Origin of the sequence: Curtobacterium sp. MCLR17_044 (assembly GCF_003234435.1) — a bacterium.
Classification (GTDB): Bacteria; Actinomycetota; Actinomycetes; order Actinomycetales; family Microbacteriaceae; genus Curtobacterium; species Curtobacterium flaccumfaciens.
The window spans coordinates 1-26,733 of record NZ_QKTC01000005.1 but is presented as its reverse complement, the minus strand read 5'-3'; the positions used below and the strand labels follow the sequence as shown (position 1 = coordinate 26,733).

Below are 26,733 nucleotides of genomic sequence, written 5' to 3'. Positions count from 1 at the left end.
GTGGACCTGGTCCTCACCAACGCACGGCTGACCGACGGTCGATCCGTCGACGTCACCATCGCCGACGGCGTGATCGTCAGCGTGGCCGACGCGCTGCCCGGTGCCGCCGCTCCCGCTGGTTCCGCTCGCGTGGTCGACTGCGCCGGACGTGTGCTCATCCCCGGGCTCATCGAGGCACACCTGCACGTCGACAAGGCCCTGCTCGACCGGGAACGCCCGAACCCCGACGGCACCCTCGCCGGCGCCATCGCCGTCACGGGGGAGCTCAAGCGCGGCTTCACCCACGCCACCGTCCGCGACCGCGCCCGCACCCTGCTCGACCAGGCCATCACGAACGGCACCACGCTCGTCCGCGCACACCCCGACGTCGACCCGATCGTCGGGCTCACCGGCGTCGAGGTGCTGCTCGACCTGCGCGACGAGTACCGGGACGCCCTCGACCTGCAGATCGTCGCGTTCCCCCAGGAGGGCATCGCCAAGGCACCGGGCACCCTCGCGCTGCTCCGTCAGGCGCTCGCCGCGGGGGCGGACGTCATCGGTGGCTGCACGTACAACGAGCACACCCTGTCCGCGTGCCACGAGCACGTCGAGACCGTCCTCGACCTCGCCGAGGAGTTCGGGGTGCCGGCCGACCTGCACGCCGACTTCGCCGACGACACCTCCGACCCGCGGTACGCCCTCGCCGGGCACATCGCCGACCGCGTGACCGCCCGCGGGCTGCAGGGGCGGGTGGCGCTCGGGCACGTGACCTCGGTCGCGAGTCTGCCCCGCGGCGAGCGCCGGGCGTTGTTCGACCGTCTGGCAGCTGCCGGGGTCGCCGTCGTGCCGCTGCCCGCGACCGACCTGCACCTGGGCGGCCGGTCCGACGACCACGACGTGCGGCGCGGGGTCGTGCCGGTCCGCGAACTCTGGGACGCCGGGGTCACGAGCGCGTACGCGTCGAACAACGTCCGGAACGCCTTCACCCCGTTCGGCAACGCCGACCTGCTCGACGTCGGGCTGCTCCTGGCGCAGACCGGGCACCTGTCCGGCCCGGACGACCTGCGCCGGGTGCTCGCCATGGCGACCACGGGGGCGGCGGAGGTCGTCGGCGTCGCGGACACCCACGGCATCCGGCCCGGTGCCGCCGCCGACCTCGTGGTGCTCTCCACCACCGACCCGGACGGCGTCCTGCTCGACCGGCCGGACCGCGCCCTGGTCGTCAAGCGCGGCCGGGTCGTCGCCGAGACCACCCGGACCACCCGCCTCACCACCAGCCGCACCACGAACCGATCGAAGGAACTCAGCCATGCGTGAACGGATCCCGCACGAGATCGTCGCCTCCGTCCTGGCCGGTGCCACGGCGTTCATCGGGGGCAACGCCCTGCACCTGCCGACCTGGGCGATCTTCATCAGCTGGGCGGGGATGTTCCTGCTCGGCAGCAAGCCGACGCTGCGGAACGCCACGCGCCTGTGGGCCGCGATGCCGATCGGCTCGGCGTTCGGCCTGGTCATCGTCCTGCTCGACCAGCGCTTCGGCACGCTGTTCGGCGAGGGGCAGGCTGCGCAGAACACCGTGCTGGCGCTGCTCATCCTCGTCGTGAACTGCGCCCTGATGTACACCGGTCGCACGAAGCTGTTCGGGCTCGTCCCCGGCATGTTCCTCGGGTTCGCCTCGTTCTTCGCGACCTGCTTCGGCGGCTTCGGGTTCGACCCGGGGAACGCCTGGGCCGCCTGGGTGTCGGTCGTGCTGATGAACGCGCTCGGGCCGGTGTTCGCCTACCTGTCCCGTCGCCTGACCTTCGCGCGGGCCGCGACGCCGGGCTCGGCCGGTTCGGTCGGCTCGTCCGACCCGGCCGCTTCGGCCGACCCGGTCGCCGCGACCGACGCCGGCGGCGCAGCGACCCCGCCTCCCGCTCCGGAACGCCAGCCCGACCAGCCCGTCGCAGCCTCGGCCTAGGAGCGGACCGGTACGCTCGGGTCCCGTGTCACGAGTCGTCCGCCGCCCCCGCTCCGCCGTCCGGAGGCCGGTCACGATCTCGGTGGTCGCCGTCCTGCTCCTGGTGGCCGGGTACCTCGTCGCCGCGGCCGTCGTGCCGTTCGGCCCGGCGAGCGCCAGCACCACCACGTACTCGGCACCGAAGACGACCGTCCCGGCGCTGAGCTTCCCCGGGTACGGCGCGACGGCGGTCGAAGCGACGGACTTCCCGGAGAGCCTGCGCACCAGCGGCGACACGAAACCCCGGTCGATCGCGAGCATCACGAAGGTCGTCACGGCGCTCGTGGTGCTCGACGAGAAGCCGATGGCCGCGGGGGAGTCCGGCCCGTCCATCCGCTTCACGAAGCAGATGGAGGGCCTGTACGCCAAGTACGCCGCGCAGAACGGCGAGGTCGCCCCGATGCCCGCCGGCCTGAAGCTCACCGAGCACCAGACGTTCCAGGTGATGCTCATGAAGTCGGCGAACAACTACGCCGGCGCACTCGCCATCTGGGCCTTCGGGTCGATCGCCGCCTACGAGCACGCGGCGAACGACTGGCTCGACGAACACGGCCTGGACGACACCACGATCCACGAGCCGACCGGCCTCGACCCGGACAACACCTCGACCGCCACGGACCTGGTCGAGCTCGGGCAGCTCGCGCTGGCGAACCCGGTGGTGAAGGACATCGTCGGTACCCAGGACGTCACGATCCCGACGGTCGGCGAGATCGAGAACTCGAACAAGCTCCTCGGGCTCGACGGCATCGAGGGGATCAAGACCGGCACCCTCGACGAGGCCGGCGCCTGTCTGCTGTTCGCGGCGACGTACGAGCGCGGCGGCAGGGACGTCACCGTCGTCGGCGTGATGCTCGGCGGTGTCGACCACGACTCCCTCGACGTCGACGTGCAGCGGTTGCTGCGGTCCGTTGCGGACAACTTCCAGGTGGTGACGCTCACGCACCAGGGGCAGACCTTCGGCACCTTCTCGACCCCGTGGCAGGACGAGGCCGACGCGGTCACGACGAAGGCTGCCGAGGTGCTCGTGTGGGGCAAGACCACCGTCACCGCGAAGGCGAAGCTCGAGCAGGTGACCTTCGGCACGAAGGGCGAGCGGGTCGGGCAGGTGCGGTTCCGCATCTCCGACCACGACCCGGTCACGGTGCCGCTCGTGCTCGAACGCACGATCGACGACCCCGGCGTCTGGTGGCGCTGGACGAACCCGTTCCAGGGGGCGTGACGCCCGTCGGCCGCCGACCGTAGGGTCGGTCGGGTGACGACGATGACGACGTTCCCCCGGACCACCCCTGCCGCCCTCGGCATCGATCCCGGCGGCGTGACCGCCCTGCTCGACGCCCTCGAGTCCACGCCCGGCGTGGAGCCGCACAGCATCATGCTGCTGCGGCACGGCCAGGTCGCGGCCGAGGGCTGGTGGCAGCCCTACGCCGCGGACCGCGTGCACCTGCTCTACTCGCTGAGCAAGAGCTTCACCGCCGCCGGGGTCGGCATCGCCGTCCGGGCGGGCCTGATCGACCTCGACGCGACCGTGCTGTCGTACTTCCCGGAGCTCGACGCCGACGTCACCGACGAACGCAGCCGCCGCATCCGCGTCCGGCACCTGCTCGCGATGGCGAGCGGCCACCGCGAGGAGACGATCGACCGCGCCCAGGCCCTCGACCCGACGAACACGGTGCGCGGGTTCCTGCTGCTCCCGCCGGACGAGGAACCCGGCACGGTCTTCGCCTACAACCAGCCGTGCACGTACACCCTCGCCGAGATCGTCCGGCGGGTGACCGGCGGGTCCCTCGTCGCGTGGCTCCGCCCGCACCTGCTCAACCCGCTCGGCATCGACGACCTCGCCTGGCGCCGCGACGACACCGGCGCGGAGCTCGGCTACAGCGGGTGCTACGCCCCGACCGACGCGGTCGCCAAGCTCGGCCAGCTGTACCTGCAGGGCGGTGTCTGGGACGGCGAGCGGATCCTCGACGCCGACTGGGTCGAGCAGGCGACCAGCACGCAGGTCGCCAACCCGGACGAGGCCAACCCCGACTGGTCCCAGGGCTACGGCTTCCAGTTCTGGATGGCCCGCCACGGCTTCCGCGGCGACGGCGCCTACGGCCAGTTCTGCGTCGTCCTGCCGGAGCAGGACGTCGTCCTCGCGATGACCGGCCAGAGCCTCGACATGCAGGCCGTCCTCGACGCGGTCTGGGAGCACCTGCTGCCCGCCGTCGACCGCGCGTCCGACGCGGCGTCGGCATCCGTCCTGGAGGCCCGGCTCGCCTCCCTGGGACTGCCTCCGGTACAGGGCGGTCGCCTTCCGGAGCACCTCGCCGACGTCGAGCTCCGGTCGCGTCCCCGCGGGATCCTCGATGCCGTCACGTTCGCCCGTGGTGCGGACGGGATCCGCCTGACGATCACCGACGACGGCCGGTCGGAGTCCGTGCTGCTCGGCGAAGGACGGTGGGCCGTCGAGGGCGCCCTCGCGGCGAGTGCGGCCACCGAGCCGGAGGGCAGCGTGCTCGTCGCGGTCCGCTTCCTGGAGACCCCGCACCTGCTGCACCTGCGCGTCGACCTCGACGCCGGCACGGTCGGGGCGAAGTGGAAGACCGAGCCGCTGCACGACGGTCCGATGACGCTCCGTCGCCCGGCGGACTGACCTGCGCCGACCTCACCGCGCGCACGACCCCGTTCGCGGCGCGCACGACGCGGTTCGCGCCCCCGTGTCGTCATCGCGCCCTGGGGAGTCGGGGCGCGATGACCGTGGCGGGGCGCGGTCGGGGAGGCGTGCGGACTCGGACGGGCGTCTGGCTACGGGGTGTCGGAGGGGTGCTCCGTGACGATCTGCAGCTCGGGTCGCTTCGCCGACACCCCGTCGCCGGACGAGGTGTGCTTGATGCGCCGGACCACCCACGGCACCAGGTACTCCCGGGCCCACCCGAGGTCCTCGGCGCGGGCCTCGCGCCACGGCCGCGCCTCGAGCGGGTCCGGATTGAACGGTTCAAGCCCGTGCGGCACACCGAGGGCGTCGAGCACCGCCGCGGCGATCGTCGAGTGGCCCATCGGGGAGTGGTGTAGGCGGTCCGGGGCCCACATCCGCGGGTCCCGGAGCACCCGGAGTGCCCACATGTTCGCCACCAGGGCGCCGTGCTTCAGGGCGATGGCGTGGAGGTTCTCGTTGTAGATCGCCGTCTTGCCGCGGACCATGCCGAGCACCGGGGTCATCCCGACGTCCGGGCCGGTGAAGAGCACGACGGTGGCTCGGTCGCGGCGCAGGTCGGCGACGAGCCGGTCCACGCGCTCGGCGAGCTCGTCCGGGTCCGAGCCGGGGCGGATGATGTCGTTGCCGCCGGCGGACACCGTGATGAGGTCCGGGTGCAGGGCGACGGCGGCCTCGGCCTGCTCGTCGATGATCTGCTGCAGCAACCGCCCGCGGATCGCGAGGTTCGCGTAGGCGAAGTCGTCGGTCTGGTGTGCGAGCACCTCGGCGACGCGGTCCGCCCAGCCGCGGTTGCCGCCCGGGACGGTGGGGTCGGGGTCCCCGATGCCCTCGGTGAACGAGTCACCGATCGCGACGTACCTGGTCCAAGGATGACGATCTGACACGTCCCGGACCCTAGTCTCGTGGCATGACGAAGGCCAACACGGACGCCGTCGGCTGGTCGGTGCCTGACGAGCTGCTCAGCCGCATCGCCGAGCGCGCCCCCGGCTACGACGCCGCGAACGCGTTCTGCACCGAGGACCTCGACGAGCTCCGCGCCGCCGGCTACCTGCGGATCGGCGTCCCCGTCGATCAGGGCGGGGCGGGCCTCGGCCTCCGCGCCACCGCGCGGGTGCAGCGCGCCCTCGCCCAGGCCGCACCGGCGACGGCACTCGGCCTCGGCATGCACCAGGTGTGGGTGCAGGCGGCCCGCGCCGTCCGTGCGCGAGGCGAGTCGTTCCTCCAGGCCGTCATCGACCACGCTGCGGACGACCACCTGCTCGCCTTCGGGGTGAGCGAACCCGGCAACGACGCCGTGCTGTTCGACTCGTCGACGACGGCGGAGCCGGACGGCGACGGCGGCTACCGGTTCACCGGCACGAAGGTCTTCACGTCCCTCACGCCGGCGTGGGACGTGATGAGCGTCTTCGGCAAGGACACCTCGGGGTCGGAGCCACGACTCGTGCACGGGTTCGTCCTGCGGTCGGACGGCGACGTCGAGCACCTGGACGACTGGGACACGCTCGGGATGCGCGCGACGCAGAGCCGCACCACGAAGCTGCACGGCGTGCACGTCCCCGCCGACCGCATCGTCCGGTCGCTGCCGGTCGGGCCGAACCAGGACCCGCTCGTGTTCGGCATCTTCGCGTCGTTCGAGCTCCTCATCGCGTCGGTGTACGCCGGGATCGCGGAGCGGGCGATCACGCTCGCGGCGGCCGCCGTGGCGGGGCGGACCGCGGCCGACGGGACTCCGCGGTCGCAGGACCCGGACGTGCGCCGGGCGATCGCCGACCTGCGCGGTGCGGTCGACGCGATCACGCTGCAGGTCGACTCGCTGGCGCGGTCGGTCGACGAGTTCGACGACCTCGGAGCCCGCTGGTTCCCGCTGCTCGTCGGTACGAAGGCCCGGGCCGTGGACACGGCCCAGCACGTCGTGGACGAGGCCATGCGCGTCGTCGGCGGCTCGGCGTTCCGGTCGTCGAGCGAGCTGGCGCGGCTGGCGCGTGACGTCCGGGCGGGGCAGTACCACCCGTCGTCTCGGGACTCCGCGGCGCGGACGATCGCCGCGTCGGTGCTCGGCCCGCTCGGCTGAGCGCTGCGCTCGGGGCTGCCTGCGCCTGGTGCGAGGTTGGCGTGGCGGCGCACGGTGCCGGGTCCGTCGGCCGGTGCGACCTTGGTCGCTCGGTGCCGCCCTGTGGCGCCGCACCGTGCAACCAACCCGGCACCGAGTCGCGAAGGGCGCACGGTGCGATGGGCGCGACGGCGTCGATGGCGTGGCGGCGCACGGTGCGGAGTCCGTCGGCCGGTGCGAGCTTGGTCGCTCGGTGCTGCCCTGTGGCGCCGCACCGTGCAACCAACCCGGCACCGAGTCGCGAAGGGCGCACGGTGCGACGGCGGGCGAGCAACCGCGCACGACGGGACGAACCTCGCACCGAGCGGCCGTGAGCACGCCCGGGCACGGCGATGTCGGCGGTGCCTGGCATCATCTCGGTGTGAGCAAGCAGGACGGACGGAACCGCCTCGTCTCCGACGCACCGGTGGACGACGTCTCGGCGACCGTGCTGCACGTCGACATGGATGCCTTCTTCGCCTCCGTCGAACTGCTCGACCGCCCCGACCTGGTGGGGCTGCCGGTCATCGTCGGACACGACTCCGACCGCTCCGTCGTCACCGCCGCCACCTACGAAGCCCGTCGCTACGGGGTCAACTCCGCGATGCCGATGGCCATCGCCAAGCGACGCTGCCCGAACGCCGTCATCGTCGAGCCGCACTTCGAGAAGTACCGTGCGAAGTCTGCCGCGGTGATGGCGATCTTCGACCGGTTCACCCCGCGGGTCGAGCGCCTCGGCATCGACGAGGCGTTCCTCGACGTCGCCGGCGCCCTCCGCCTGTACGGCACCCCGTGGCAGATCGGCCAGGCGATCCGCCGCACGGTCTTCGCCGAGACCGGTCTGCACTGCTCCGTCGGTGCGGCATCGACGAAGTTCGTCGCGAAGCTCGCGTCCAGCCGGTCGAAGCCGGACGGCCTGCTCGTGGTGCCCGCCGCCGACACCGTGGCGTTCCTGCACCCGCAGCCGGTGTCCGCGCTCTGGGGCGTCGGCGGCAAGACGCAGGAGACGCTCGAACGCCGGGGCATCCGCACGGTCGGCGACCTGGCGAACACCCCGCTCGGGTCGCTGGTGTCGGCACTCGGCCCGGCCGGCGGGCAGCGGCTGCACGACCTGTCATGGGGTCGCGACCCGCGCGTGGTCGACACCGGCGTCGGTGAGAAGTCGATCGGGCACGAGGTCACGTTCGGTCGCGACCTGACGGAGCGCGACGACGTCGCACGCGAACTCCTGCGCCTGGCCGACAAGGTCGCCGTCCGCCTGCGCCAGGCCGACGTACAGGCCCGGACCGTGGCGCTCAAGGTCCGGTACACCGACTTCACCACCCTGACCCGGTCGCGCACGCTGGCGGAGCCCACCGACGTCGCGAAGCGCCTGCACCGCGAAGCCGTCGAGCTGTACGACGTGCTGCACCGACCGGGCAACCAGATCCGGCTGATCGGGGTGCGCGGCGAGAACCTCGTGCCCGCGGCCGCGAGCAACGCCCTGTGGGACGACGACGCGCCGTGGCGCGACACCGAGACCACGGTCGACGCGGTCGCCGCACGCTTCGGCGCCGGCGTGCTGCGACCGGCATCCCTGGTCCGCCGGACCGCTGACGGCGGCGTCCCGCACGCTCGGCAGGACTGACGGTGGCGGTAGAATCGGGTTCAGTGAGCGCAGCGGAGTACGAAGACCAGCAGCCCGCCACGCTGTGGGCGGAGTCGGGTGACGACCAGTCCGGCGCAGGCGGATCGTCGTCGACGCACGACGGCAGCCAGGCGCACCAAACCCAGGCGCACGGTGACGCAGCCCGTGCCGAAGCCGATGCCGCGGCACTGGCCGAAGCGGCCGGCAACTCGGCCGTCCAGCACCTGTCGCCGGCGTTCCCGGACCGGGCCGCCTGGGGCACGGCATCGAAGCTCCGCGCCTGGCAGATCGAAGCGCTCACGAAGTACTTCGAGAAGGAACCCCGCGACTTCCTCACGGCCGCGACCCCCGGCGCCGGCAAGACCACCTTCGCGCTGCGTCTGGCGACCGAGCTCCTCGCCCGCGGCACCGTCGACCGCATCGTCGTCGTGGCCCCGACCGAGCACCTGAAGCGCCAGTGGGCCGACTCCGCCGACCGTGTGGGCATCCGGATCGACCCGATGTTCAAGAACGGCGACGGCATGTTCGGCCGGCACTACCAGGGCGTCGCGATCACGTACGCCCAGGTCGGCATGAACCCCGAGGTGCACAAGCGCATCACCGAGGGCGGCCGCACCCTGGTCGTCCTCGACGAGGTCCACCACGGTGGCGACGCCCTGACGTGGGGCGACGGCATCCGAGAGGCGTTCTCCGGCGCCACCCGCCGGCTCTCGCTGTCGGGGACCCCCTTCCGGTCCGACACCGCACCGATCCCGTTCGTGCAGTACGCCCCCGACGAGCAGGGCATCCGCACCTCGATCTCCGACTACAACTACGGCTACGGCCGAGCCCTGAAGGACGGCGTCGTCCGCCCGGTGCTGTTCATGGCCTACGCGGGCCAGATGCGCTGGAAGACCCGGATGGGCGACGAGATGTCGGCGTCCCTGGGCGAGCAGGTCACGAAGGACATCACGGCCCAGGCCTGGCGCACCGCGCTGTCACCCGAGGGCGAGTGGATGCCGGCCGTGCTCTCCGCCGCCGACAAGCGCCTGACCGAGGTCCGTCGCGGTGTGCCCGACGCCGGCGGTCTGGTCATCGCCACCGACACCACCACAGCGCGCGCCTACGCCCGGATACTGCAGCAGATCACGGGGGAGCGCCCCACCGTGGTGCTGTCCGACGAGGCCGCCGGGTCGAGCCGCATCAGCGCCTTCGCCGAGGACACCTCGCGCTGGATGGTCGCCGTCCGCATGGTGTCCGAAGGTGTCGACGTCCCACGGCTCTGCGTCGGCGTCTACGCCACGAGCGCGAGCACGCCGCTGTTCTTCGCCCAGGTGATCGGCCGCTTCGTGCGTGCCCGTCGCCGCGGTGAGACCGCGAGTGTCTTCCTGCCGAGCGTCCCCGGCCTGATGGCCCTCGCCGCCACCCTCGAGCTCGAGCGCGACCACGCCCTCGACCGCCCGAAGGACGCCGACGACGGCATGTACAACCCCGAAGACGCGATGGTCGCCGAGGCCAACAAGGAAGACCGCGCGTCCGAGAGCCTGCTCGAGGTCCAGCCGTTCGAGGCACTCGACTCGCAGGCGTCCTTCGACCGCGTCCTCTACGACGGCGGTGAGTTCGGCACCGGCGGCGAGGTCGGTTCCCTCGAGGAGCTCGACTTCATCGGCATCCCCGGGCTCCTTGAACCCGACCAGGTGCGCGACCTCCTGCGCGCGCGACAGGCGACGCAGGCGAAGCGCTCCAAGGGCCGCACGGCCAAGGACGGTATGCCGAAGACGCCCGAGCCCGACCGACCGATGTACATGACGATCAAGGAGCAGCGCACCGAGCTCGCCCGGCTCGTGTCGATCTGGTCCCGGCACTCGAACGAACCGCACGGATCGATCCACGCCGAACTCCGGCGGATCAGCGGTGGCCCGGCCGTGGCGCAGGCGAGCATCGAGCAGATCCAGAAGCGCATCGACATCCTGCGCTCCCGCATCGGCGGACGACGGTGACCGCGGCGTGATCGAGCCGGTCGACGACCGCACCTGGTACGTCAAGCGCGACCCCGAGGCGTCACCCGAGGCGATCATCGACCGCTTCGGCGGCGGCTACCGACTGCGCCGCTTCTCGCTCACCGAGTCCCGCCGCACCCCGCACGGGGTGTTCACCGGACCCGAACTGGCCGAGACAGCGTGGTGGCGGCTCCGCGACAGGCCGCGGAACTCATGACGCGCCAAGCCAAAGTCCGGTAGACCGGAGGAATGGCAGACTCGATCCCTCACGTCCTCGTCCTCGGCGGCGGCTCCGCTGGCTACACCACGGTCAAGCAGCTCCAGAAGCACGCGGCCACGGTGCCCATGCGCATCACGCTCGTGGACCAGAACACCTACTACACGTACCTGCCGTTCCTGCCCGAGGTCGCCGGTGGCCACATCGCGCCGAAGGACGTCACCGTCGAGCTGCGCCGTGCACTGCGCAAGACCCGGGTGATCCAGGGCAAGGTCACCGCGATCTCCTCGGCGGACAAGACCGTCTCGATCGCGACCGCCGGCGGCGACGACCGCACCCTCGGCTACGACCACCTGGTCGTCGCCCTCGGTTCCGTCACCCGCACCTTCCCGACCCCCGGGCTCGAGGAGTACGGCGTCGGCTTCAAGAGCGTCGAAGAGGCCGCCTACGTGCGCGCCAAGCTCCTCGACAACATCGCGAAGGCCGCTGCCACCCGTGACGAGGACGAGCGTCGCCGTCTGCTGACCAGCGTCTTCGTCGGCGGTGGCTACACCGGCGTCGAGGCGATCGGCGAGCTCTTCGACGTGTCGCAGGCCGCCATCAAGACCTACCCGTCGCTCGCCGGTGAGCAGCCCCGCTGGGTGCTCATCGACGCCCTCGACCGCGTCGCGCCCGAGGTCGGCCCCGAGCTGTCCAAGTGGACGCTCGAGTCGCTCCGTGCCCGAGGCATCGACGTCCGCCTGAAGACCACCATGCCGAGCGCCGAGGGCGGTGTCGTCAAGTTCTCCGACGGCGACGAGTTCGCCACCGGCCTGCTCGTCTGGACCGCCGGCGTCAAGCCGAACCCGCTCCTCGACGCTTCCGACCTGCCGCGCGGGCCGAAGGGCCACCTCGCCGCGAACGCGAAGCTCCAGGTCGAGGCCGAGGACACCCACCAGGTCGTCGAGGGCGTCTGGGGCCTGGGTGACGTCGCGCAGGTGCCCGACCTGACCGCCGACAAGCAGCCGGCGTTCTACCCGCCGAACGCGCAGAACGCCGTCCGTCAGGCCGTGGTTGCCGCCGACAACATAGTCGCGACCATCACCGGCAAGCCGCTCGAGGAGTACCGCCACCCCTCCATCGGCACCGTCGCGTCGTACGGTGTCGGCAAGGGTGCCGCGAACATCAAGGGCATCAAGATGACCAACCTGCTCGCGTGGCTCGCGCACCGCGCGTACCACGTGTACGCGATGCCGACCCTGAACCGGAAGGCCCGCATCATCATCGGCTGGATCACCGGCGCGGTGTCCGGTCGCGACGCGACCTCCCTGATCAAGGAGACGGACCCGCGACGCAACTTCGTCGAGGCGTCGAAGAGCTAGACGCCCCCAAAGATCGGACGGGAGGCGCGGTGCCAGCTGGCAGCGCGCCTCCCGTCCGTCCGTCACGTGCGTTCGCACCCACCTGCCGCTCTCCGGCATACTGACTCCCTCGGCGCCCACGGCGACGAGGTCCCGGAAGTCGACCGACACGTGCGCCCCACCACCACCATCTCCTCCGTCCGATCGTGTCTCCGATGCGGCGCCGAGCGTCACGACAGCACCGTCCACCGGTGCCCCGGTCCGGCCGACCCGTTCCGCGCCTTCGGCCTCGACGCCGGAGCCCGAACGGTGCTCGAGGTCCTGGGCGGGATCGGGCAGCCCTCCCTGGTCGGCGGAGCAGTGCGCGACCTGCTGCTCCGGGAAGCCGGGCGCGGACCGACCACCACCGGTGACGTCGACGTCGAGGTGCACGGCACCAGGACCGATGTGGTCGTCGGAGCGTTGCGTGCGGCCGGCGCGATCGTCGTCGAGGCCGGTGCGGGGTTCCCGGTCCTCAAGGTGGTGCTCGACGGATCCCGCGTCGACGTCGCAGTGACGGCGGAGTCCGGTGCGCTCGATCCGGTCACGGTGTCCGCCCTCGGTCGGGACTTCACGGTGAACGCCGTCGCCTGGGACCCCCGCACGAACGTGTTCCTCGACGCGGTCGGTGGGATCGACGATGCCGTCATCGGCGTGCTGCGGCACGCTTCCGAACGCTGCAGCGAGGACCCGCTCCGGGTCTTGCGTGCCGTGCAGCTCGTCGCCCGGTTCGACTTCGCCGTGCACCCCGCGACGCTGCGTCTGGCGCGGTCGCTCGCGGCGCAGTTCGAGTCGATCGCCACCGGGCGGATCTGGCCCGAGATCCGCAAGCTGGCACTCGGCGACCACATGTCGGCTGCCCTCCGAACGCTGCACGACAGCGGCTGGGAGCGACACCTGCCCGAGCTCGCCGCGGTCCGAGACGTGCCGCAGGACCCCCGGTGGCACCCGGAGGGTCCCGTGCACGTCCACCTCGGAGCGGCGGGGGACGCTGCCGCCCGCGCCTGCACCGCGGACGGGATCCGGGGTGACGACCGGGTCGTCATCGTGCTCGCCGCCGTGCTGCACGACCTGGGGAAGGCCGGCTCCGGCACGCAGGTCCTCGCCGACGACGCAGGTGCGGTCCGGATCCGCAGCCTGGGCCACGAGGTGTCCGGCGCTGCGGCAACAGCAGCGCTGCTCGGTCGCCTCGGCGCGCCACGCCACATCGTCGAGCGGGTCGTCCCGCTCGTTCGCGAGCACATGGTCCCGCACTCGTCCAACGGCGCGCCACCGTCCGTTGCCGCTGCTCGGCGGCTGTTCCGACGGCTCGGATCCTCCCTGCCCGCGATGGAGTCGTGGGCCCGGGTGTGCGAAGCCGACTCGCAGGGGCGTGGTCCGGGGGCGAGCCGGTCCTCGGCGTGGTCGTGGTTCGACGTCGCGCTCCGGGACCAGGTCGCGCGTCGGCCCGTGCGGCTGCTGTCCGGCCGCGACCTCGTCGACGCGGGACTCACCCCGGGGCCGGTGTTCCGCGAACTCCTCGTGGCGTCCGCGGCGGCGCAGGACGACGGCGTCTTCGATGACGTCGCCGGAGCCCGCGCGTGGCTGCGCCGAGCGGTCGACGCACGCCGGTGACGGACGGGAGGCGCGCTACCAGCTGGCACCGCGCCTCCCGTCCGTCTGTGCGGACGCCCACCGCTTGTCCGCCATCTGCGGTCCTGGGTCCGTTCCAACGTGGCGCGCGCCAGCGTTGACGCGACGAACGAGAGGAGCGTCCATGCGCGCCATGACGTACCGCGGCCCCTACCGGATCCGCGTCGAGGAGAAACCGGATCCCCGGATCGAGCACCCGAACGACGCGATCGTCCGGGTGGAACGGGCCGCGATCTGCGGGTCAGACCTGCACCTGTACCACGGCATGATGCCCGACACCCGGGTCGGGCACACGTTCGGCCACGAGTTCATCGGGGTGGTCGAGCAGATCGGCTCGTCCGTCGAGACCCTGTCGGTCGGCGACCGCGTGATGGTCCCGTTCAACATCTTCTGCGGCACGTGCTGGTTCTGCACCCGCGGACTCTTCGCGAACTGCCACAACGTGAACCCGAACGCGACCGCGGTCGGCGGGATCTACGGGTACTCGCACACCACCGGCGGGTACGACGGCGGGCAGGCGGAGCGCGTGCGGGTGCCGTTCGCCGACGTCGGACCGCAGGTGATCCCGGATTGGCTCGACGACGACGACGCCCTGATGATGACCGACGCACTGAGCACCGGGTACTTCGGGGCGCAGCTGGCGTCGATCCGCGAGGGCGACACCGTCGTGGTGCTCGGTGCCGGGCCGGTCGGGCTCTACGCCGCCAGGTCGGCGTGGTTCATGGGAGCCGGTCGGGTGATCGTCGTCGACCAGCTCGAGTACCGGCTCGAGAAGGCCCGGAGCTTCGCGCACGCCGAGACGATCAACTTCGCCGAGGTCGACGACGTCGTGCTCGAGATGAAGAAGCAGACCGACTTCCTGGGTGCGGACAGTGTGATCGACGCCGTCGGAGCCGAGGCGGACGGCAACTTCACCCAGCAGGTCACCGCATCGAAGCTGAAGCTGCAGGGCGGGTCCCCGACGGCGCTCAACTGGGCGATCGACGGCGTCCGCAAGGGCGGCACGGTCTCGGCGATCGGCGCGTACGGGCCGATCCCGAGCGCGGTGAAGTTCGGTGACGCGATGAACAAGGGCGTCACGATCCACACGAACCAGGCGCACGTGAAACGCCAGTGGCCGCGGTTGCTCGAGCACATCCAGGCCGGGCACTTCAAGCCGAGCGACATCATCACGCACCGCATCCCCCTCGAGCACATCGCCGAGGGGTACCACCTGTTCTCGTCCAAGCTCGACGGTTGCATCAAGACCGTCGTCGTGCCGTGAGGAGGCCCGACATGTCCGACCACACCCCGTACATCGCCGATCCGCCCGGTCGGGTGCCGTCGGCCGAGGAACTCCGTGCCCGCATCCCGGGGTGGGGGAGCGACCTCGACCCGGCGGACCGGCCCTCCGTTCCGGAGCTCTCGCGCGAGGCCGGTTCGGCCACCGGAGCCCACTGGGACCGCCCGCCGCAGCAGGACGGTGCGCACGGCCGGGAGCGCTCGATCGAGCACGCCCACGTGACGCCGGTGTTCGGCACCGCGCAGCCGTTGCACGGTGTCGCTGGGATCGTCCGGCGGTACGCCTACCGGCGGTTCAGCGAGGGGCGCCTGGCGCACTGGATGCTGCTCGTCGTCGGGGACCGCCTGGACGTCGCGACGCACCGGGTGACCGATGCGCTCCGGGGTCGGCCGGACCGGGTGATCAGCGAGACCGGTGTCGCGGCGGAGCGTGGGAACCACCCCGTTGCGTCGCGGCTGGGGTCGAGTCGGTCGGACTGGCGGCACCAGGTGCTCGACCCGGTGGTCGCGAACTGGGGCTGGCTGGCGGCGCTCGGTGCCGTCGTGCTGGTGGTGCGGCGGGGGCGCCGCTCGCGCTGACCGCGCGCGGTGCGGCGTTGCCCACTCGGTGCGACCTTGTTCCGTCACACGGAGTGCGCAACCCTGCACCGGCCTCCGACGTGCGCACGTTCCGGCCTGGAGGCGCGCTGCGGCCCCGCCCCGCGCCTCCAGTCCGCACGTCCCGCGTCCAGCCGCGTGTACGGACGCTGCACGGAGAACGCCCTGAGCGCAGCGAGGTGGCGCCCGAATCGCCCTGAGAGCAGCGAAGTGGCACGTGGTCGCCCTGAGCGCAGCGAGGTGGCGCCCCAGAGGCGGTGACGCCCTGAGCGCAGCGATGGCGGCACTCGCCGGGAAGACACAACAGAAAATGCCCCCCGACCGAAAGGTCAGGGGGCACGCATTTCCTGTGTCCGAGAGGGGACTTGAACCCCTACGCCCTAATACGGGCACTAGCACCTCAAGCTAGCGCGTCTACCAATTCCGCCACCCGGACAGGGTGTCTGGTGTCTGTTTCCCGGGTTGAACCCGGCGTTCCTGCCGAGAGAAGACACTAGCACGGGTCTGAACGCGCGATGAACACGGTCGCGCATCCCGGGCGAGTCCTGCGCGCGCTGTCCCGGCGACGGGGTCGGTGCCGACCGATACCGTGGAGCCATGACGAACCCGGAGCCCTCCGAGCCGCAGTCCGTGCCCGAGCTCGAGGCCACCGCGGCGATCGCCCGCGACCTCATCCGCATCGACACGACGAACTGGGGCGAGGGGAAGTCCCGTGGTGAGACGGAGGCAGCCCACTACGTCGAGGACAAGCTCCGCGCGCTGGGTCTCGAGCCGCAGTTGTTCGAGTCCGAGCCGGACCGGGTGAGCGTCGTGGCGCGGGTGCCCGGTCGGAACCGTGACAAGTCGGCGCTCGTGGTGCACGGGCACCTCGACGTGGTGCCGGCGGATCCGGCGAACTGGTCGGTGGACCCGTTCGGTGGCGTGGTCAAGGACGGTTCGCTGTGGGGGCGGGGCGCCGTCGACATGAAGAACATGGACGCGATGATGCTCACTTCGCTGGCGGACGTCATCGAGCAGCACGGTGCGCCGGAGCGTGACCTGGTGATCGCGTACTTCGCCGACGAAGAGGCCGGGGGAGTCCTGGGGTCCCACCACGTGGTCGACCAGCACCCCGAGGTCTTCGCGGGGGCGTCGGCGGCGATCAGCGAGGTCGGTGGGTACTCGATCACGCTCGGTGACCGTCGCGCCTACTTGTTGCAGACCGGCGAGAAGGCGCTCATGTGGGTGAAGCTGATCGCGCGCGGCACCGCCGCCCACGGCTCGCACGTGATCCGCGACAACGCCGTCACGAAGCTCGCGGCGGCGGTCGCCCGGATCGGCAGCGAGGAGTGGCCCGTGCGGCTCTCGGCCACGACGGACGCGATGGTCGCCGAGGTGGCGCGGTTCCTCGGGGTGGACCCGACGGTCACCGGCCCGGACGAGGTCGCCCTGGCCACCGGCTCGGCGTCGCGGTTCATCCACGCCGCGCTGCACACCACCTCGAACCCGACGGTGCTGACCGCCGGCTACAAGCACAACGTGATCCCCGACACCGCCGAGGCCCTGGTCGACATCCGCTGCCTGCCGGGTGACGAGGAGACCGTGCTCGAGCGGGTGCGGGAGCTCGCCGGACCCGACGTCGAGGTGGTCATGTCGTTCCGCGACATCGGCCTCGAGCAGGACTTCGGCGGCCCGCTGGTCGATGCCGTCCGCGACGTCCTCGGCCGGCACGACCCGGGCGCACCGGTCCTGCCGTACCTGCTGTCCGGCGGCACCGACAACAAGGCGCTCTCGACGCTCGGCATCGCGGGGTACGGGTTCGTGCCGCTGCAGCTGCCGGCCGGTGTCGACTTCCCCGCGATGTTCCACGGCGTGGACGAGCGGGTGCCGCTCGACTCGCTGGCGTTCGGTCGGCGGGTGCTGGGCGACCTGCTCGCCACGTACTAATATTGTTCATGGTCGCCGTCGTGGCGGTGCCCTGACCGACCTCCCCCCGAAAGGCCCGTGCGATGCACATCCTCGAGGCGATCTTCCTCGGCTTCGTCCAGGGGCTCACCGAGTTCCTGCCGGTGTCCTCCAGCGCGCACCTGCGCATCGTGGGGCTCTTCCTGCCCGACGCGAAGGACCCCGGAGCGGCCTTCACCGCGGTGACGCAGCTCGGCACCGAGACCGCGGTGCTCATCTACTTCTGGAAGGACATCACCCGCATCATCGGGCGGTGGTTCCGGTCGGTGGTCAAGCGTGACGTGCCGAAGGGCGACCCCGACGTCCGGCTCGGCTGGCTGGTGATCCTCGGCACGATCCCGATCGGGGTCGCCGGGCTCCTGCTCAAGGACTCGATCGAGACCACGTTCCGGTCGCTCTGGATCGTCGCGATCGTCCTCATCGTGTTCGGTGTCGTGCTCGGGGTGCTCGACCGTGTCGGCCGCAAGGAGCGCCGGATCGAGCAGATGACGTTCCGTGGTGGTCTGCTCATCGGCCTGGCGCAGATGCTCGCCCTGGTGCCCGGTGTGTCCCGTTCCGGTGCGACGGTGTCGATGGGTCTCGCCCTCGGGTACACCCGCCCGGCGGCCGCGCGCTTCGCGTTCCTGCTCGCGATCCCGGCGGTGTTCCTGTCCGGGTTCTACGAGGCCGCGACGAGCCTCGGCGACCACGGCTCGCCGTTCGGACTCGCCGACACGCTCATCGCCACCGTCGTCGCGTTCGTGGTCGGGTTCGTCGTGATCGCGGCGTTCATGAACTACATCAGCAAGCGCAGCTTCATGCCCTTCGTCGTTTACCGGATCGCACTCGGTATCGTGCTCATCGTGTTGTTGTCGCTCGGAGTGATCCAGCCGTGAGGGCCTGGCAGGCCCCATCCGTCCCCGACGTCCCCGGCGCCGCGCCCCGACCGGTCGTCCACGACACCGCGACGGGCAAGCCGGTGGACCCCGCCCGCGACGAGGACCGTGCCGCGCTGTACGTCTGTGGCATCACGCCGTACGACGCCACGCACCTCGGCCACGCGGCGACGTACCTGGCGTTCGACACGCTCGGCCGTGCCTGGCGTGACGCGGGGCTCGACGTCGAGTACGCGCAGAACGTCACCGACGTGGACGACCCGTTGCTCGAGCGTGCCGCCCGCGACGGCGTCGACTGGCGTGAACTCGCTGCGTCCCAGGTCGACCTGTTCCGTCGCGACATGGAGTCGCTCCGGATCCTGCCGCCGGACGACTTCGTGGCCGTCACCGACGAGGTCGAGCGCGTCGCCGAGGCGGTCTCGTTCCTGCAGGAGTCCGGCTACGCGTACGAGGTCCCGACCGACGGCGCCGAGGGCGACGACCTGTACTTCGACGTGAACCGCCCCACCGACGCGTGGACCCTCGGTGACGAGAGCGGCCTGGACCGCGAGACGATGCTCGCCCTCGCAGCCGAACGCGGCGGCGACCCGGATCGTCCGGGCAAGCGCGACCCGCTCGACCCGCTGCTGTGGCGCGCCGCGCGTGACGGCGAGCCGGCCTGGGACACCGAGATCGGCCCCGGTCGCCCCGGTTGGCACATCGAGTGCAGCGTCATCGCCGGTGACCGCCTCGGGCTGCCGATCAGCGTGCAGGGCGGCGGGAGCGACCTGGTCTTCCCGCACCACGAGATGAGCGCCGGGCACGCTGCTGCCCTCGCGCACCAGCCCCTCGCGAACGCGTTCGTGCACACCGGGATGATCGCCTACCAGGGCACGAAGATCTCGAAGTCGCTCGGCAACCTCGTCACCGTGCGCGGGCTGCTCGACGACGGCGCCGACCCCCGTGCCATCCGGCTCGCGCTGCTGTCGCACAAGTACTCCGACGACTGGGAGTGGTTCGACACCGAGCTGACGAGCGCCCAGACGCGGCTCGCCGGCTGGGACGCCTGGGCCTCGGGAGCCTCCGCCGGGCACGCCGACGACGCCGCGGACGTCGCGGCACGCATCCGCGCGCGGGTGTCGGACGACCTGGACACCCCCGGTGCCGTCGCTGCGGTCGACACGGCGATCGCCGGTGGCACGGCGTGCACGCCGGAGCTCATCGACCTCATCGACGCGCTGCTCGGCATCCGCCTGGCCTGACCTGCGCTGACGCGACACGCCGTATGCCCGGCGACGAGGGGTCAGAAACTGTCGCCTGGACGGTCGGCAGCCGACAGTTCGTGACCACTCGCCGGACGTGAGCGGGGTGTCGTGGCCGTTCGCGGCCGCCGGACGGGAGGCCCGTGGAGAGGCCGACACGCGCCTCCGGTCCGCCGTGTGGTCGCGATACGTCGCGTGCGTGCCACCGAGGGGTCAGGAACTGTCGCCGAGGTGGGCCGCAGCCGACAGTTCGCGACCACTCGCCGGACGTGAGCAGGGGTGTCGTGACCGCGCGGTGAGTGGTCGCGACACGTCGCGTGCGTGCCACCGAGGGGTCAGGAACTGTCGCCCGGGCGGGCCGCAACGGACAGTTCGTGACCACTCGCCGGACGTGAGCGGGGTGTCGTGACCGTTCGCGGCCGCCGGTCGGGAGGCCCGTGGCGAGGCCGACACGCGCCTCCCGTCCGCCGTGTGGTCGCGACGTCGCGTGCGCGCCGCCGAGGGGTCAGGAACTGTCGCCCGGGCGGGCCGCAGCCGACAGTTCGTGACCACTCGCCGCACGCCCCAGACGGACAGGAGGCACGGTGCCGGCCGGCACCGTGCCTCCTGTCCGTCAGCGGGTGACGGCTACTGCTGGGGCCGCCACGGCCCCTCGCCACCGGCGGTGCCGCCGTCCTTGCCGTCCTTGCGCTCACGGCGACGGAGGTACTGCTCGAACTCCTGCGCGATGGCGTCACCCGAGGCCTCGGGGGAGTCGACCGTGTCGCGCGCCTGCTCGAGCTGCCCGATGTAGGACGCCATGTCCTCGTCGTCGGCGGCGAGGGCGTCGATGCCCTCTTCCCACTCGGTGGCGTCGTCGAGCAGCGAGCCACGGGGCACGGTGACGTCCGTGAGCTCCTCGATCTTGTCGAGCAGCGAGAGCGTGGCCTTCGGCGAGGGCGAGTTGTGCACGTAGTGCGGCACCGAGGCCCACAGGGACAGCGTGGTCAGGCCGGCCTTGTCCATCGCGTCGGCGAGGACCCCGAGGATGCCGGTCGGGCCCTCGTACGAGGACTTGTCGACGTCGAACGCGGCGCGGACCCCGGCGTTCTCGCTCGACACGAACACCGAGATCGGCCGGGTGTGCGGGACGTCGGCGAGCATCGCACCGACGAAGACGACGGCGTCGATCGAGTAGACGTCCGCCAGGTCGATGATCTCCGAGCAGAAGCCCCGCCAGGTGCGCGAGGGTTCCGGGCCGACGAGGACGAAGACGTCACGGTCGGTGGGGGAGCCGGTGGCACCGATGACAGGACGCCCCTCGGCACCGGGGCCGTGCAGCACGATCCGGGGCCACTGCACGCCGCGGTCGCCGTTGTCGTCGGTGCCGACGGTGGGCCGGTTGAACTGGTAGTCGACGTACCGCTCACCGTCGAGTTCGCGCAGCTCGTCGAGCCCGAGCGACTCGACGATGCGACGCGCCAGACCGCTCGCGGCCTCGCCGGCGTCGTTCCAGCCCTCGAAGGCGACGACGAGCAAGCGACCGTCGCTGAAGGGGGAGTGCTGTGGCACGGAGCGGACCTCCTGGTGGTGGAGCGGAGCGGGGCGGGAGCGATGCCCCCGGCCGGACACGATTCAGGCATCCACTGTAGGCCCAGGGGGTGTCGGCGCACGCGCGCGTCCGCGCCCAGCGGAACGGCCCCGGTAGACTCGTCGCCCGTGACCGCGCATCCTCCTGCCCTCGTCCCGCCCGCAGCCGTGCTGTGGGACATGGACGGCACGATCATCGACACCGAGCCGATCTGGCAGCGGTCCCAGGTCGACCTGACGAACCGCTACGGCGCCGAGTGGACCCACGAGGACGGCCTGTCCCTGGTCGGGTCCGGCCTCGAGCGCTCCGGTGAGCTCCTGCGCGCCAAGGGCGTCGACATGGAGGTCGAGGAGATCATCCAGTGGATGACCGACTACGTCATGGAGCACCTGCGCGCCGGTGAACTGCCCTGGCGTCCGGGTGCCCGCGAGCTCGTCGAGGAGCTCCACGCCCGCGGCATCCCGACCGCCCTGGTCACGATGTCCCGTCGCAAGATGGCGCTCGTCGCCGCCGAGGCCCTGGGCGAACACGGCTTCCGCGTCGTCGTCGCCGGTGACGACGTCGACCGCCCGAAGCCGTTCCCGGACGCGTACCTGTCCGCCGCCGCGCAGCTCGGCGTCGAGCCCACCGCGTGCGTCGCGATCGAGGACTCCGCCACCGGCGTCGCGTCGGCCGTCGCCTCCGGCGCCGTCACGGTCGCCGTCGAGCACATCGTCCCGCTGTCCGAGATCGCCGGCGGCGACGTGCACCTGACCACCCTGGCTGGGGTCGACGTCGACCGTCTGGTCGAGTTGACGACGCCGGCACTGGCCGCACGGGCTGCGCACTCTGGAGGCGCGGTGCCGGACCCGGCGCACGCTGCGGACACCGAAGGGGTCACCCGATGAGCCACACCGACGACGCACGCGACGAGGCGGACGCGAGCAGCGCCTCCAGTCCGACCGCGGACCCGACCGCAGCCCTCCCGCACACCGCGGGCGGCGCACCGCACACGCCGCCGCGCGGCCCGTTCCGGGCCGGCGACCGCGTCCAGCTGACCGGTCCGAAGGGCAAGCTCACGACGCTGTCGCTCGAGACCGCGGGTGAGTACCACACGCACCGCGGGGTGCTGCGGCACGACGACGTCATCGGCCAGCCCGACGGCTCCGTCATCCGGGCGAGCACCGGTGACGAGTACCTCGCGCTCCGTCCGCTGCTCAACGACTACGTGATGTCGATGCCGCGTGGCGCCGCGATCGTCTACCCGAAGGACGCGGCGCAGATCGTGGCCTTCGCGGACGTCTTCCCCGGGGCCCGCGTGGTCGAGGCCGGCGTCGGCTCGGGCGCGCTGTCGCTGTTCCTGCTCCGCGCGATCGGCCCGACCGGGCAGCTGCAGTCGTTCGAGCGCCGCGAGGAGTTCGCGGCGATCGCGAAGGGCAACGTCGGCACCTTCCTCGGCGCAGTCCCGGACAACTGGTCCGTCACCGTCGGTGACCTGGTCGAGTCGCTGCCCGACGCGACCGAGCCGCAGAGCATCGACCGGGTCGTGCTCGACATGCTCGCGCCGTGGGAGTGCGTGGACGCCGCGGCCGACGCCCTCGTGCCCGGCGGACTCATCGTCTGCTACGTCGCGACCGTCACGCAGCTGTCCCGCACGGCCGAGGCCCTGCGCGACACCGGGCGCTTCACCGACCCGATGCCGAGCGAGACCCTGGTGCGCACCTGGCACGTCGAGGGCCTCGCCGTCCGCCCGGACCACCGCATGGTCGGGCACACCGGGTTCCTCGTCACGGCACGACGCCTGGCCGACGGCACCGTGCTGCCGAATCTGAAGCGCCGCGCGGGCAAGGCGGAGTTCTCGGACGAGGACATCGAGGCCTGGACCCCCGGCGCCGTGGGCGAGCGGGCGACGAGCGACAAGAAGCTCCGCAAGGTCGCCCGGCAGTCGGCGGCGCAGGCGCGCAAGGTCGCGGCGGCCGAGGCGTCGTCGGCGGCGGATGGTGCTGCGGCTCCGTCCGGGGCCGTCGAGGACGAACGGTAGGCTGACGGCGTGCCCGTCCTGCATCGAACGGAAAGAGGGTCCGTGCGCACCATCCCCGCACTCCTGGTCACCATCGGTCTCGCGGTGTCCCTCACCGCCTGCGCCTCGAACGGTGCCGGCACCACGCCCTCGAGCTGTGCCGCTCCCGGCGCCGCGTCCGAAGCGGTGACCGCCACCGGCAAGTTCGGCTCGGAGCCGAAGATCAACGTGCCGAAGGGCCTGACCACCAAGGGCACCCAGGTGTCCGTGCTGCAGCAGGGTTCCGGTCGCACGATCGACGACGGCACCCCCGTCCTGGTCGAGTACACCCTGGTCGACGGCTCCACGGGGCAGGTCGCCCAGACGAGCGGCTACTCGGGCCAGACGGCACCGATCACCGCCGGTGCGAGCAACTACGGGGCCCTCGGCGCCTCGCTGCAGTGCGCCCGCGTCGGCGACCGCCTGGCGGTGGCCCTGCCGAAGAGCGCCCTGAGCAGCACCGGCGGCACCGCTGGCAGCTCGTCGTCGAAGAAGACCGAGGACGCCGTCATCGCCGTCATCGACGTCAAGCGCGCGTTCGACGCCCGTGCCACCGGCACCCCGCAGCTCGCCGGCGACAAGATGCCGGCCGTGGTGCTCGCACCCTCCGGCGCCCCCGGCATCACGATCCCGTCGTGGAGCGCGCCGAAGTCGAACGAGACGCACCTGCTCCGCAAGGGCGACGGTCGCGAGCTCACCGCGAAGGACACCGCGGTCATCAAGTACACCGCCGTCACCTGGGGTGCCGACCCGTCCGTCGCCGGCTCCAGCTGGACCGACGGATCCGGCGCGCAGGCCATCCCGCTCACCAAGGGCCAGGTGGACGAGGGCGTCCGGTCCGCCATCGTCGGGCACCACGTCGGCGACCAGGTCCTGGCCATCGTCAACCAGCAGGGGACCGCGTACGCGTACGTGATCGACGTCCTCGGGGCGATCTCGAACTGACCCGGTCCGACCGTCCACGGACCGCGGCGCGGGTGCACTCCGGTGCACCCGCGCTGCCGTAGGATCGGCTCGTGCCAGCGACCCGTGTGCCCCGTGTGCCCGCCGAGGAGCGGCTGTTCAGCCTCGTGCTCGCGCTGCTCTCGACGGAGTCCGGGCTGACCAAGGCCGAGATCCTGGCCAACGTGCAGGGGTACCGGCAGCGGTTCTCGACCGGTGGCGACAACGCCTCGCTCGAGCGCCAGTTCGAACGCGACAAGGACGACGTCCGCGAGCTCGGCATCCCCCTCGAGACCATCGAGACCCCGGGTGCCGCGGGCAACAACCAGACTCTCCGGTACCGGATCCCGAAGGGTGAGTACGACCTGCCCGTCGACGTCCGCTTCACCCCGGACGAATCCGCGCTGCTGTCCCTGGCCGCGATGGCCTGGCGCGAAGGCGCACTGTCCGCCGACTCCCGCCGTGGCCTGCTGAAGGTCCGCTCGGCCGGCGCCGAGGACGACGACGGTGCCCTGCAGCTCGGGGTCGATGCGTACGCCCCGCGGCTCCGCGCCCGGGATGCGTCCTTCGAGCCGCTCCGTTCCGCGCTCGATCGCGGCGCCGCAGTTCGCTTCGACTACATCACGCCGGGGCAGCACGACGCCCGTCGGCGCGAAGTGGCTCCGCTCGCCCTGGTGCAGCACGGCGGCCGGTGGATGCTCGCCGCCCACGAGTTCGCGACGGACTCGGACAAGAACTACCTGCTGGCCCGCATCGTCGGACCCGTCACCCAGTACGAGGTCGGGCAGCACACCGCTCCCGTCGGCGCGGGGGAGCGCACCCTCGCCGAGCTCGAGCGGATCTGGGCCGAGCGCACTGCGCGCATCGCCGTGACGCCGGGTTCCGACGCCGAACGCCGACTCACCCGTCGCCGCGACACCGAGACCGACGCCGACGGCGCGCTCGTGCTGCACCACGTCGACCCGCAGATCCTCGCCGAGGAACTCGCCGCCTTCGGGCCCGAGGTCCGGGTGCTCGAGCCCGACGACCTGCGGGCACGGGTCGAGGAGCGCCTCCGTGCACTCGTGCGCGACCACACCGACGACGACCGTGCCGCAGCCCCCGGAGAGGACCCCGTTCGTGGCTGACGCCCAACCCCTGCAGGCGCAGGACAAGCTCGCGTTCCTGCTCGCCCTGGTGCCGTACCTGATCGACCGCGAGCGGGTCTCGGTAGCCGAGGCTGCTCGGCACTTCGGTGTGCCCGAGGCCCGCATCCGGCGTGCCGTCGAACTCATCGCGGTGTCCGGGGTGCCCGGCGAGACGATGCAGTACCAGCACGGCGACCTGTTCGACATCGCCTGGGACGACTTCGACCAGAACGACATGATCGTGCTGACCAACCTGGTGGCGATCGACGACTCACCGCGTCTGTCGGCTCGTGAGGCGTCGGCGCTCATCGCCGGTCTGCAGTACCTGTCCGCGCTGCCCGAGGCCGCCGACCGTGACGCCATCCGCGCGCTGATGGCCAAGCTCTCCCGCGGTGCCGGGGGAGCGGCGTCGACCGTCGCCGTCGGGCAGGACCTGCACGACGTCGCCCTCGCCACCATCAGGCGGGCGATGTCCGACGGCCGCGGCCTGGTCTTCGAGTACGCCGGACCGCGCACCCAGGGCGGCACCCGACGGGTCGACCCACTGCGGGTCGAGTCCATCGACACCGACTGGTACCTGCGCGCGTGGGACCTCGACCGGCAGGCACTCCGGACGTTCCGGCTCGACCGGATGTCCGAGGCGCGGGTCGACGACCGCCCGGCCGAGAAGACCATCGACCAGGTCGTGATCCCGGACACGCTGTTCCAGCAGGCCGCCGACGACGTCATCGTCACGGTGGAACTCGACTCGACGTCGCTGCCCCTGGTCGCCGACTTCCTGTCCGACACCGCCGACGCGCCCGACGGTGACGGTCGTGTGCGCATCCGGCTCGCGGCGTCGCATGGGTTCGACGGCGTGGTCCGGCTCGTCGCGGGGTTGCCGGGTCGTGCCGTGGTGCTCGACCCGCCCGCGGCCCGTGACGCCGTGCGCGACTTCGCAGCCGCGGCCCTCGCTGCGGGCTGACGTCTGCCGCTGCGGCTCGTCCGATCGCTGCACGTTCCGATCAGGTACGCCCGATCTCGCACGGTGGACCTCGGGTACCTGGTCGTTCCGGGCGTACCTGGTGTGTTCTTAGGACCAGGTATGCCCGGTCTCGCCAGGTACGCCCGATCTGGCACGGCAAGCCCGATCCCGCACTGCACGCCCGATCCCGCACGGTGAAGCTCGGGTAGCTGGTCGTTCCGGGCGTGCCTGGTGCGATCTTCCGACCAGGTACGCCCGGTCTCGCCAGGTACGCCCGGTCTCGCACGGTGGACCTCGGGTACCTGGTTGTTCCGGGCATACCTGGTGTGATCTTCCGACCAGGTATGCCCGATCTCGCCAGGTATGCCCGATCTCGCCAGGTACGCCCGGTCTCGCTCGGTACGCCCGACCTCGCACGGCGGACCCCGGGTACCTGGTCGTTCCGGGCGTACCTGGTGCGATTTTCCGACCCGGTACGCCCGTTCTCGCCAGGTACACCCGATCCCGCCCGCCTACCACCTGTCACCTGGTTGTCTCTAATAAACATCTTCGAAG

The 26,733-nt window shown here is 71.8% G+C and carries 22 protein-coding genes and 1 tRNA gene; 20 read left to right on the top strand and 3 right to left on the bottom strand.

The annotated features are described in order from the left end of the window. The 4 genes from DEJ04_RS04520 to DEJ04_RS04505 are packed head-to-tail and all read left to right on the top strand — an operon-like array spanning window position 1 to window position 4,613. Window positions 1-1,296 (top strand): amidohydrolase family protein, encoded by a 1,296-nt coding sequence (locus DEJ04_RS04520; protein ID WP_111046375.1) that lies wholly within the window; start codon window positions 1-3, stop codon window positions 1,294-1,296. Continuing rightward, window positions 1,289-1,939 carry a DUF1097 domain-containing protein gene (locus tag DEJ04_RS04515; RefSeq protein ID WP_111046374.1) on the top strand — a complete coding sequence of 217 codons (651 nt, stop codon included), beginning with the start codon at window positions 1,289-1,291 and terminating at the stop codon, window positions 1,937-1,939. Before DEJ04_RS04520 ends, DEJ04_RS04515 begins: the two co-directional genes overlap by 8 nt. A 25-nt stretch (window positions 1,940-1,964) precedes the next feature. Then, complete coding sequence (locus DEJ04_RS04510; RefSeq protein WP_146248641.1) at window positions 1,965-3,197, top strand: D-alanyl-D-alanine carboxypeptidase family protein; 1,233 nt, start codon at window positions 1,965-1,967, stop codon at window positions 3,195-3,197. Window positions 3,198-3,239: 42 nt separating this feature from the next. Continuing rightward, window positions 3,240-4,613 (top strand): serine hydrolase, encoded by a 1,374-nt coding sequence (locus DEJ04_RS04505; protein WP_181437740.1) that lies wholly within the window; start codon window positions 3,240-3,242, stop codon window positions 4,611-4,613. 152 nt (window positions 4,614-4,765) lie between these two features. On the opposite strand, the gene DEJ04_RS04500 is transcribed toward DEJ04_RS04505, so the two are convergent. Beyond that, window positions 4,766-5,560 (bottom strand): SGNH/GDSL hydrolase family protein, encoded by a 795-nt coding sequence (locus DEJ04_RS04500; protein WP_111046371.1) that lies wholly within the window; start codon window positions 5,558-5,560, stop codon window positions 4,766-4,768. A gap of 23 nt (window positions 5,561-5,583) precedes the next feature. Between DEJ04_RS04500 and DEJ04_RS04495 the strand changes: the two genes are divergently transcribed. The 8 genes from DEJ04_RS04495 to DEJ04_RS04460 all read left to right on the top strand — a co-directional run bounded on the left by DEJ04_RS04495 (window position 5,584) and on the right by DEJ04_RS04460 (window position 15,459). Then, window positions 5,584-6,747 (top strand): acyl-CoA dehydrogenase family protein, encoded by a 1,164-nt coding sequence (locus DEJ04_RS04495; protein ID WP_111046370.1) that lies wholly within the window; start codon window positions 5,584-5,586, stop codon window positions 6,745-6,747. A gap of 400 nt (window positions 6,748-7,147) precedes the next feature. Beyond that, window positions 7,148-8,392: a DNA polymerase IV gene (dinB, locus tag DEJ04_RS04490; RefSeq protein ID WP_111046369.1), complete on the top strand. Its 1,245-nt coding sequence runs from the start codon at window positions 7,148-7,150 to the stop codon at window positions 8,390-8,392. 188 nt (window positions 8,393-8,580) lie between these two features. After that, the gene (locus tag DEJ04_RS04485) at window positions 8,581-10,371 is read left to right on the top strand and encodes a DEAD/DEAH box helicase (RefSeq protein WP_111046433.1); all 1,791 of its coding nucleotides are present in this window, start codon (window positions 8,581-8,583) and stop codon (window positions 10,369-10,371) included. Between the two features lie 7 nt (window positions 10,372-10,378). Continuing rightward, complete coding sequence (locus DEJ04_RS04480) at window positions 10,379-10,588, top strand: hypothetical protein (RefSeq protein ID WP_017887301.1); 210 nt, start codon at window positions 10,379-10,381, stop codon at window positions 10,586-10,588. A 32-nt stretch (window positions 10,589-10,620) separates the two neighbouring features. Next, complete coding sequence (locus DEJ04_RS04475; RefSeq protein ID WP_027465651.1) at window positions 10,621-11,949, top strand: NAD(P)/FAD-dependent oxidoreductase; 1,329 nt, start codon at window positions 10,621-10,623, stop codon at window positions 11,947-11,949. Window positions 11,950-12,237: 288 nt separating this feature from the next. Beyond that, window positions 12,238-13,581 carry an HD domain-containing protein gene (locus tag DEJ04_RS04470; protein WP_146248640.1) on the top strand — a complete coding sequence of 448 codons (1,344 nt, stop codon included), beginning with the start codon at window positions 12,238-12,240 and terminating at the stop codon, window positions 13,579-13,581. 142 nt (window positions 13,582-13,723) lie between these two features. Then, window positions 13,724-14,863, top strand: a complete 1,140-nt coding sequence (locus tag DEJ04_RS04465; RefSeq protein WP_111046367.1) for a zinc-dependent alcohol dehydrogenase — start codon at window positions 13,724-13,726, stop codon at window positions 14,861-14,863. An 11-nt stretch (window positions 14,864-14,874) separates the two neighbouring features. After that, window positions 14,875-15,459 (top strand): hypothetical protein, encoded by a 585-nt coding sequence (locus DEJ04_RS04460; RefSeq protein WP_111046366.1) that lies wholly within the window; start codon window positions 14,875-14,877, stop codon window positions 15,457-15,459. A 368-nt stretch (window positions 15,460-15,827) separates the two neighbouring features. On the opposite strand, the gene DEJ04_RS04455 is transcribed toward DEJ04_RS04460, so the two are convergent. Continuing rightward, window positions 15,828-15,913, bottom strand: a tRNA-Leu gene (locus DEJ04_RS04455). A 161-nt stretch (window positions 15,914-16,074) separates the two neighbouring features. Here DEJ04_RS04455 and DEJ04_RS04450 point away from each other — a divergent pair. The 3 genes from DEJ04_RS04450 (at window position 16,075) to mshC (ending at window position 19,537) form a co-directional block, all read left to right on the top strand. Continuing rightward, window positions 16,075-17,403, top strand: a complete 1,329-nt coding sequence (locus DEJ04_RS04450) for a M20/M25/M40 family metallo-hydrolase (protein ID WP_111046365.1) — start codon at window positions 16,075-16,077, stop codon at window positions 17,401-17,403. 62 nt (window positions 17,404-17,465) lie between these two features. After that, window positions 17,466-18,296 carry an undecaprenyl-diphosphate phosphatase gene (locus DEJ04_RS04445; RefSeq protein ID WP_027465647.1) on the top strand — a complete coding sequence of 277 codons (831 nt, stop codon included), beginning with the start codon at window positions 17,466-17,468 and terminating at the stop codon, window positions 18,294-18,296. Next, complete coding sequence (mshC, locus tag DEJ04_RS04440) at window positions 18,293-19,537, top strand: cysteine--1-D-myo-inosityl 2-amino-2-deoxy-alpha-D-glucopyranoside ligase (protein ID WP_111046364.1); 1,245 nt, start codon at window positions 18,293-18,295, stop codon at window positions 19,535-19,537. Before DEJ04_RS04445 ends, mshC begins: the two co-directional genes overlap by 4 nt. A 627-nt stretch (window positions 19,538-20,164) precedes the next feature. On the opposite strand, the gene DEJ04_RS04435 is transcribed toward mshC, so the two are convergent. Next, window positions 20,165-21,088: a proteasome assembly chaperone family protein gene (locus tag DEJ04_RS04435; RefSeq protein WP_027465645.1), complete on the bottom strand. Its 924-nt coding sequence runs from the start codon at window positions 21,086-21,088 to the stop codon at window positions 20,165-20,167. Between the two features lie 147 nt (window positions 21,089-21,235). Between DEJ04_RS04435 and DEJ04_RS04430 the strand changes: the two genes are divergently transcribed. From DEJ04_RS04430 to DEJ04_RS04410, 5 genes are all read left to right on the top strand, one after another. Next, on the top strand, window positions 21,236-21,994 hold the full coding sequence (locus tag DEJ04_RS04430; protein WP_258371309.1) for an HAD family phosphatase: 759 nt from the start codon (window positions 21,236-21,238) through the stop codon (window positions 21,992-21,994). Then, window positions 21,991-23,127, top strand: a complete 1,137-nt coding sequence (locus DEJ04_RS04425; protein ID WP_111046362.1) for a tRNA (adenine-N1)-methyltransferase — start codon at window positions 21,991-21,993, stop codon at window positions 23,125-23,127. The genes DEJ04_RS04430 and DEJ04_RS04425 overlap by 4 nt, the downstream gene beginning before the upstream one ends. A gap of 42 nt (window positions 23,128-23,169) precedes the next feature. After that, window positions 23,170-24,090, top strand: a complete 921-nt coding sequence (locus DEJ04_RS04420; RefSeq protein ID WP_111046361.1) for an FKBP-type peptidyl-prolyl cis-trans isomerase — start codon at window positions 23,170-23,172, stop codon at window positions 24,088-24,090. Between the two features lie 71 nt (window positions 24,091-24,161). Further along, a complete protein-coding gene (locus tag DEJ04_RS04415) occupies window positions 24,162-25,214 on the top strand; it encodes a YafY family protein (RefSeq protein WP_111046360.1) in 1,053 nt (350 codons plus the stop codon). After that, window positions 25,207-26,178, top strand: coding sequence for a YafY family protein (locus tag DEJ04_RS04410; RefSeq protein ID WP_071244904.1), 972 nt, complete (start codon window positions 25,207-25,209; stop codon window positions 26,176-26,178). Before DEJ04_RS04415 ends, DEJ04_RS04410 begins: the two co-directional genes overlap by 8 nt. Window positions 26,179-26,733 lie beyond the last annotated feature (555 nt).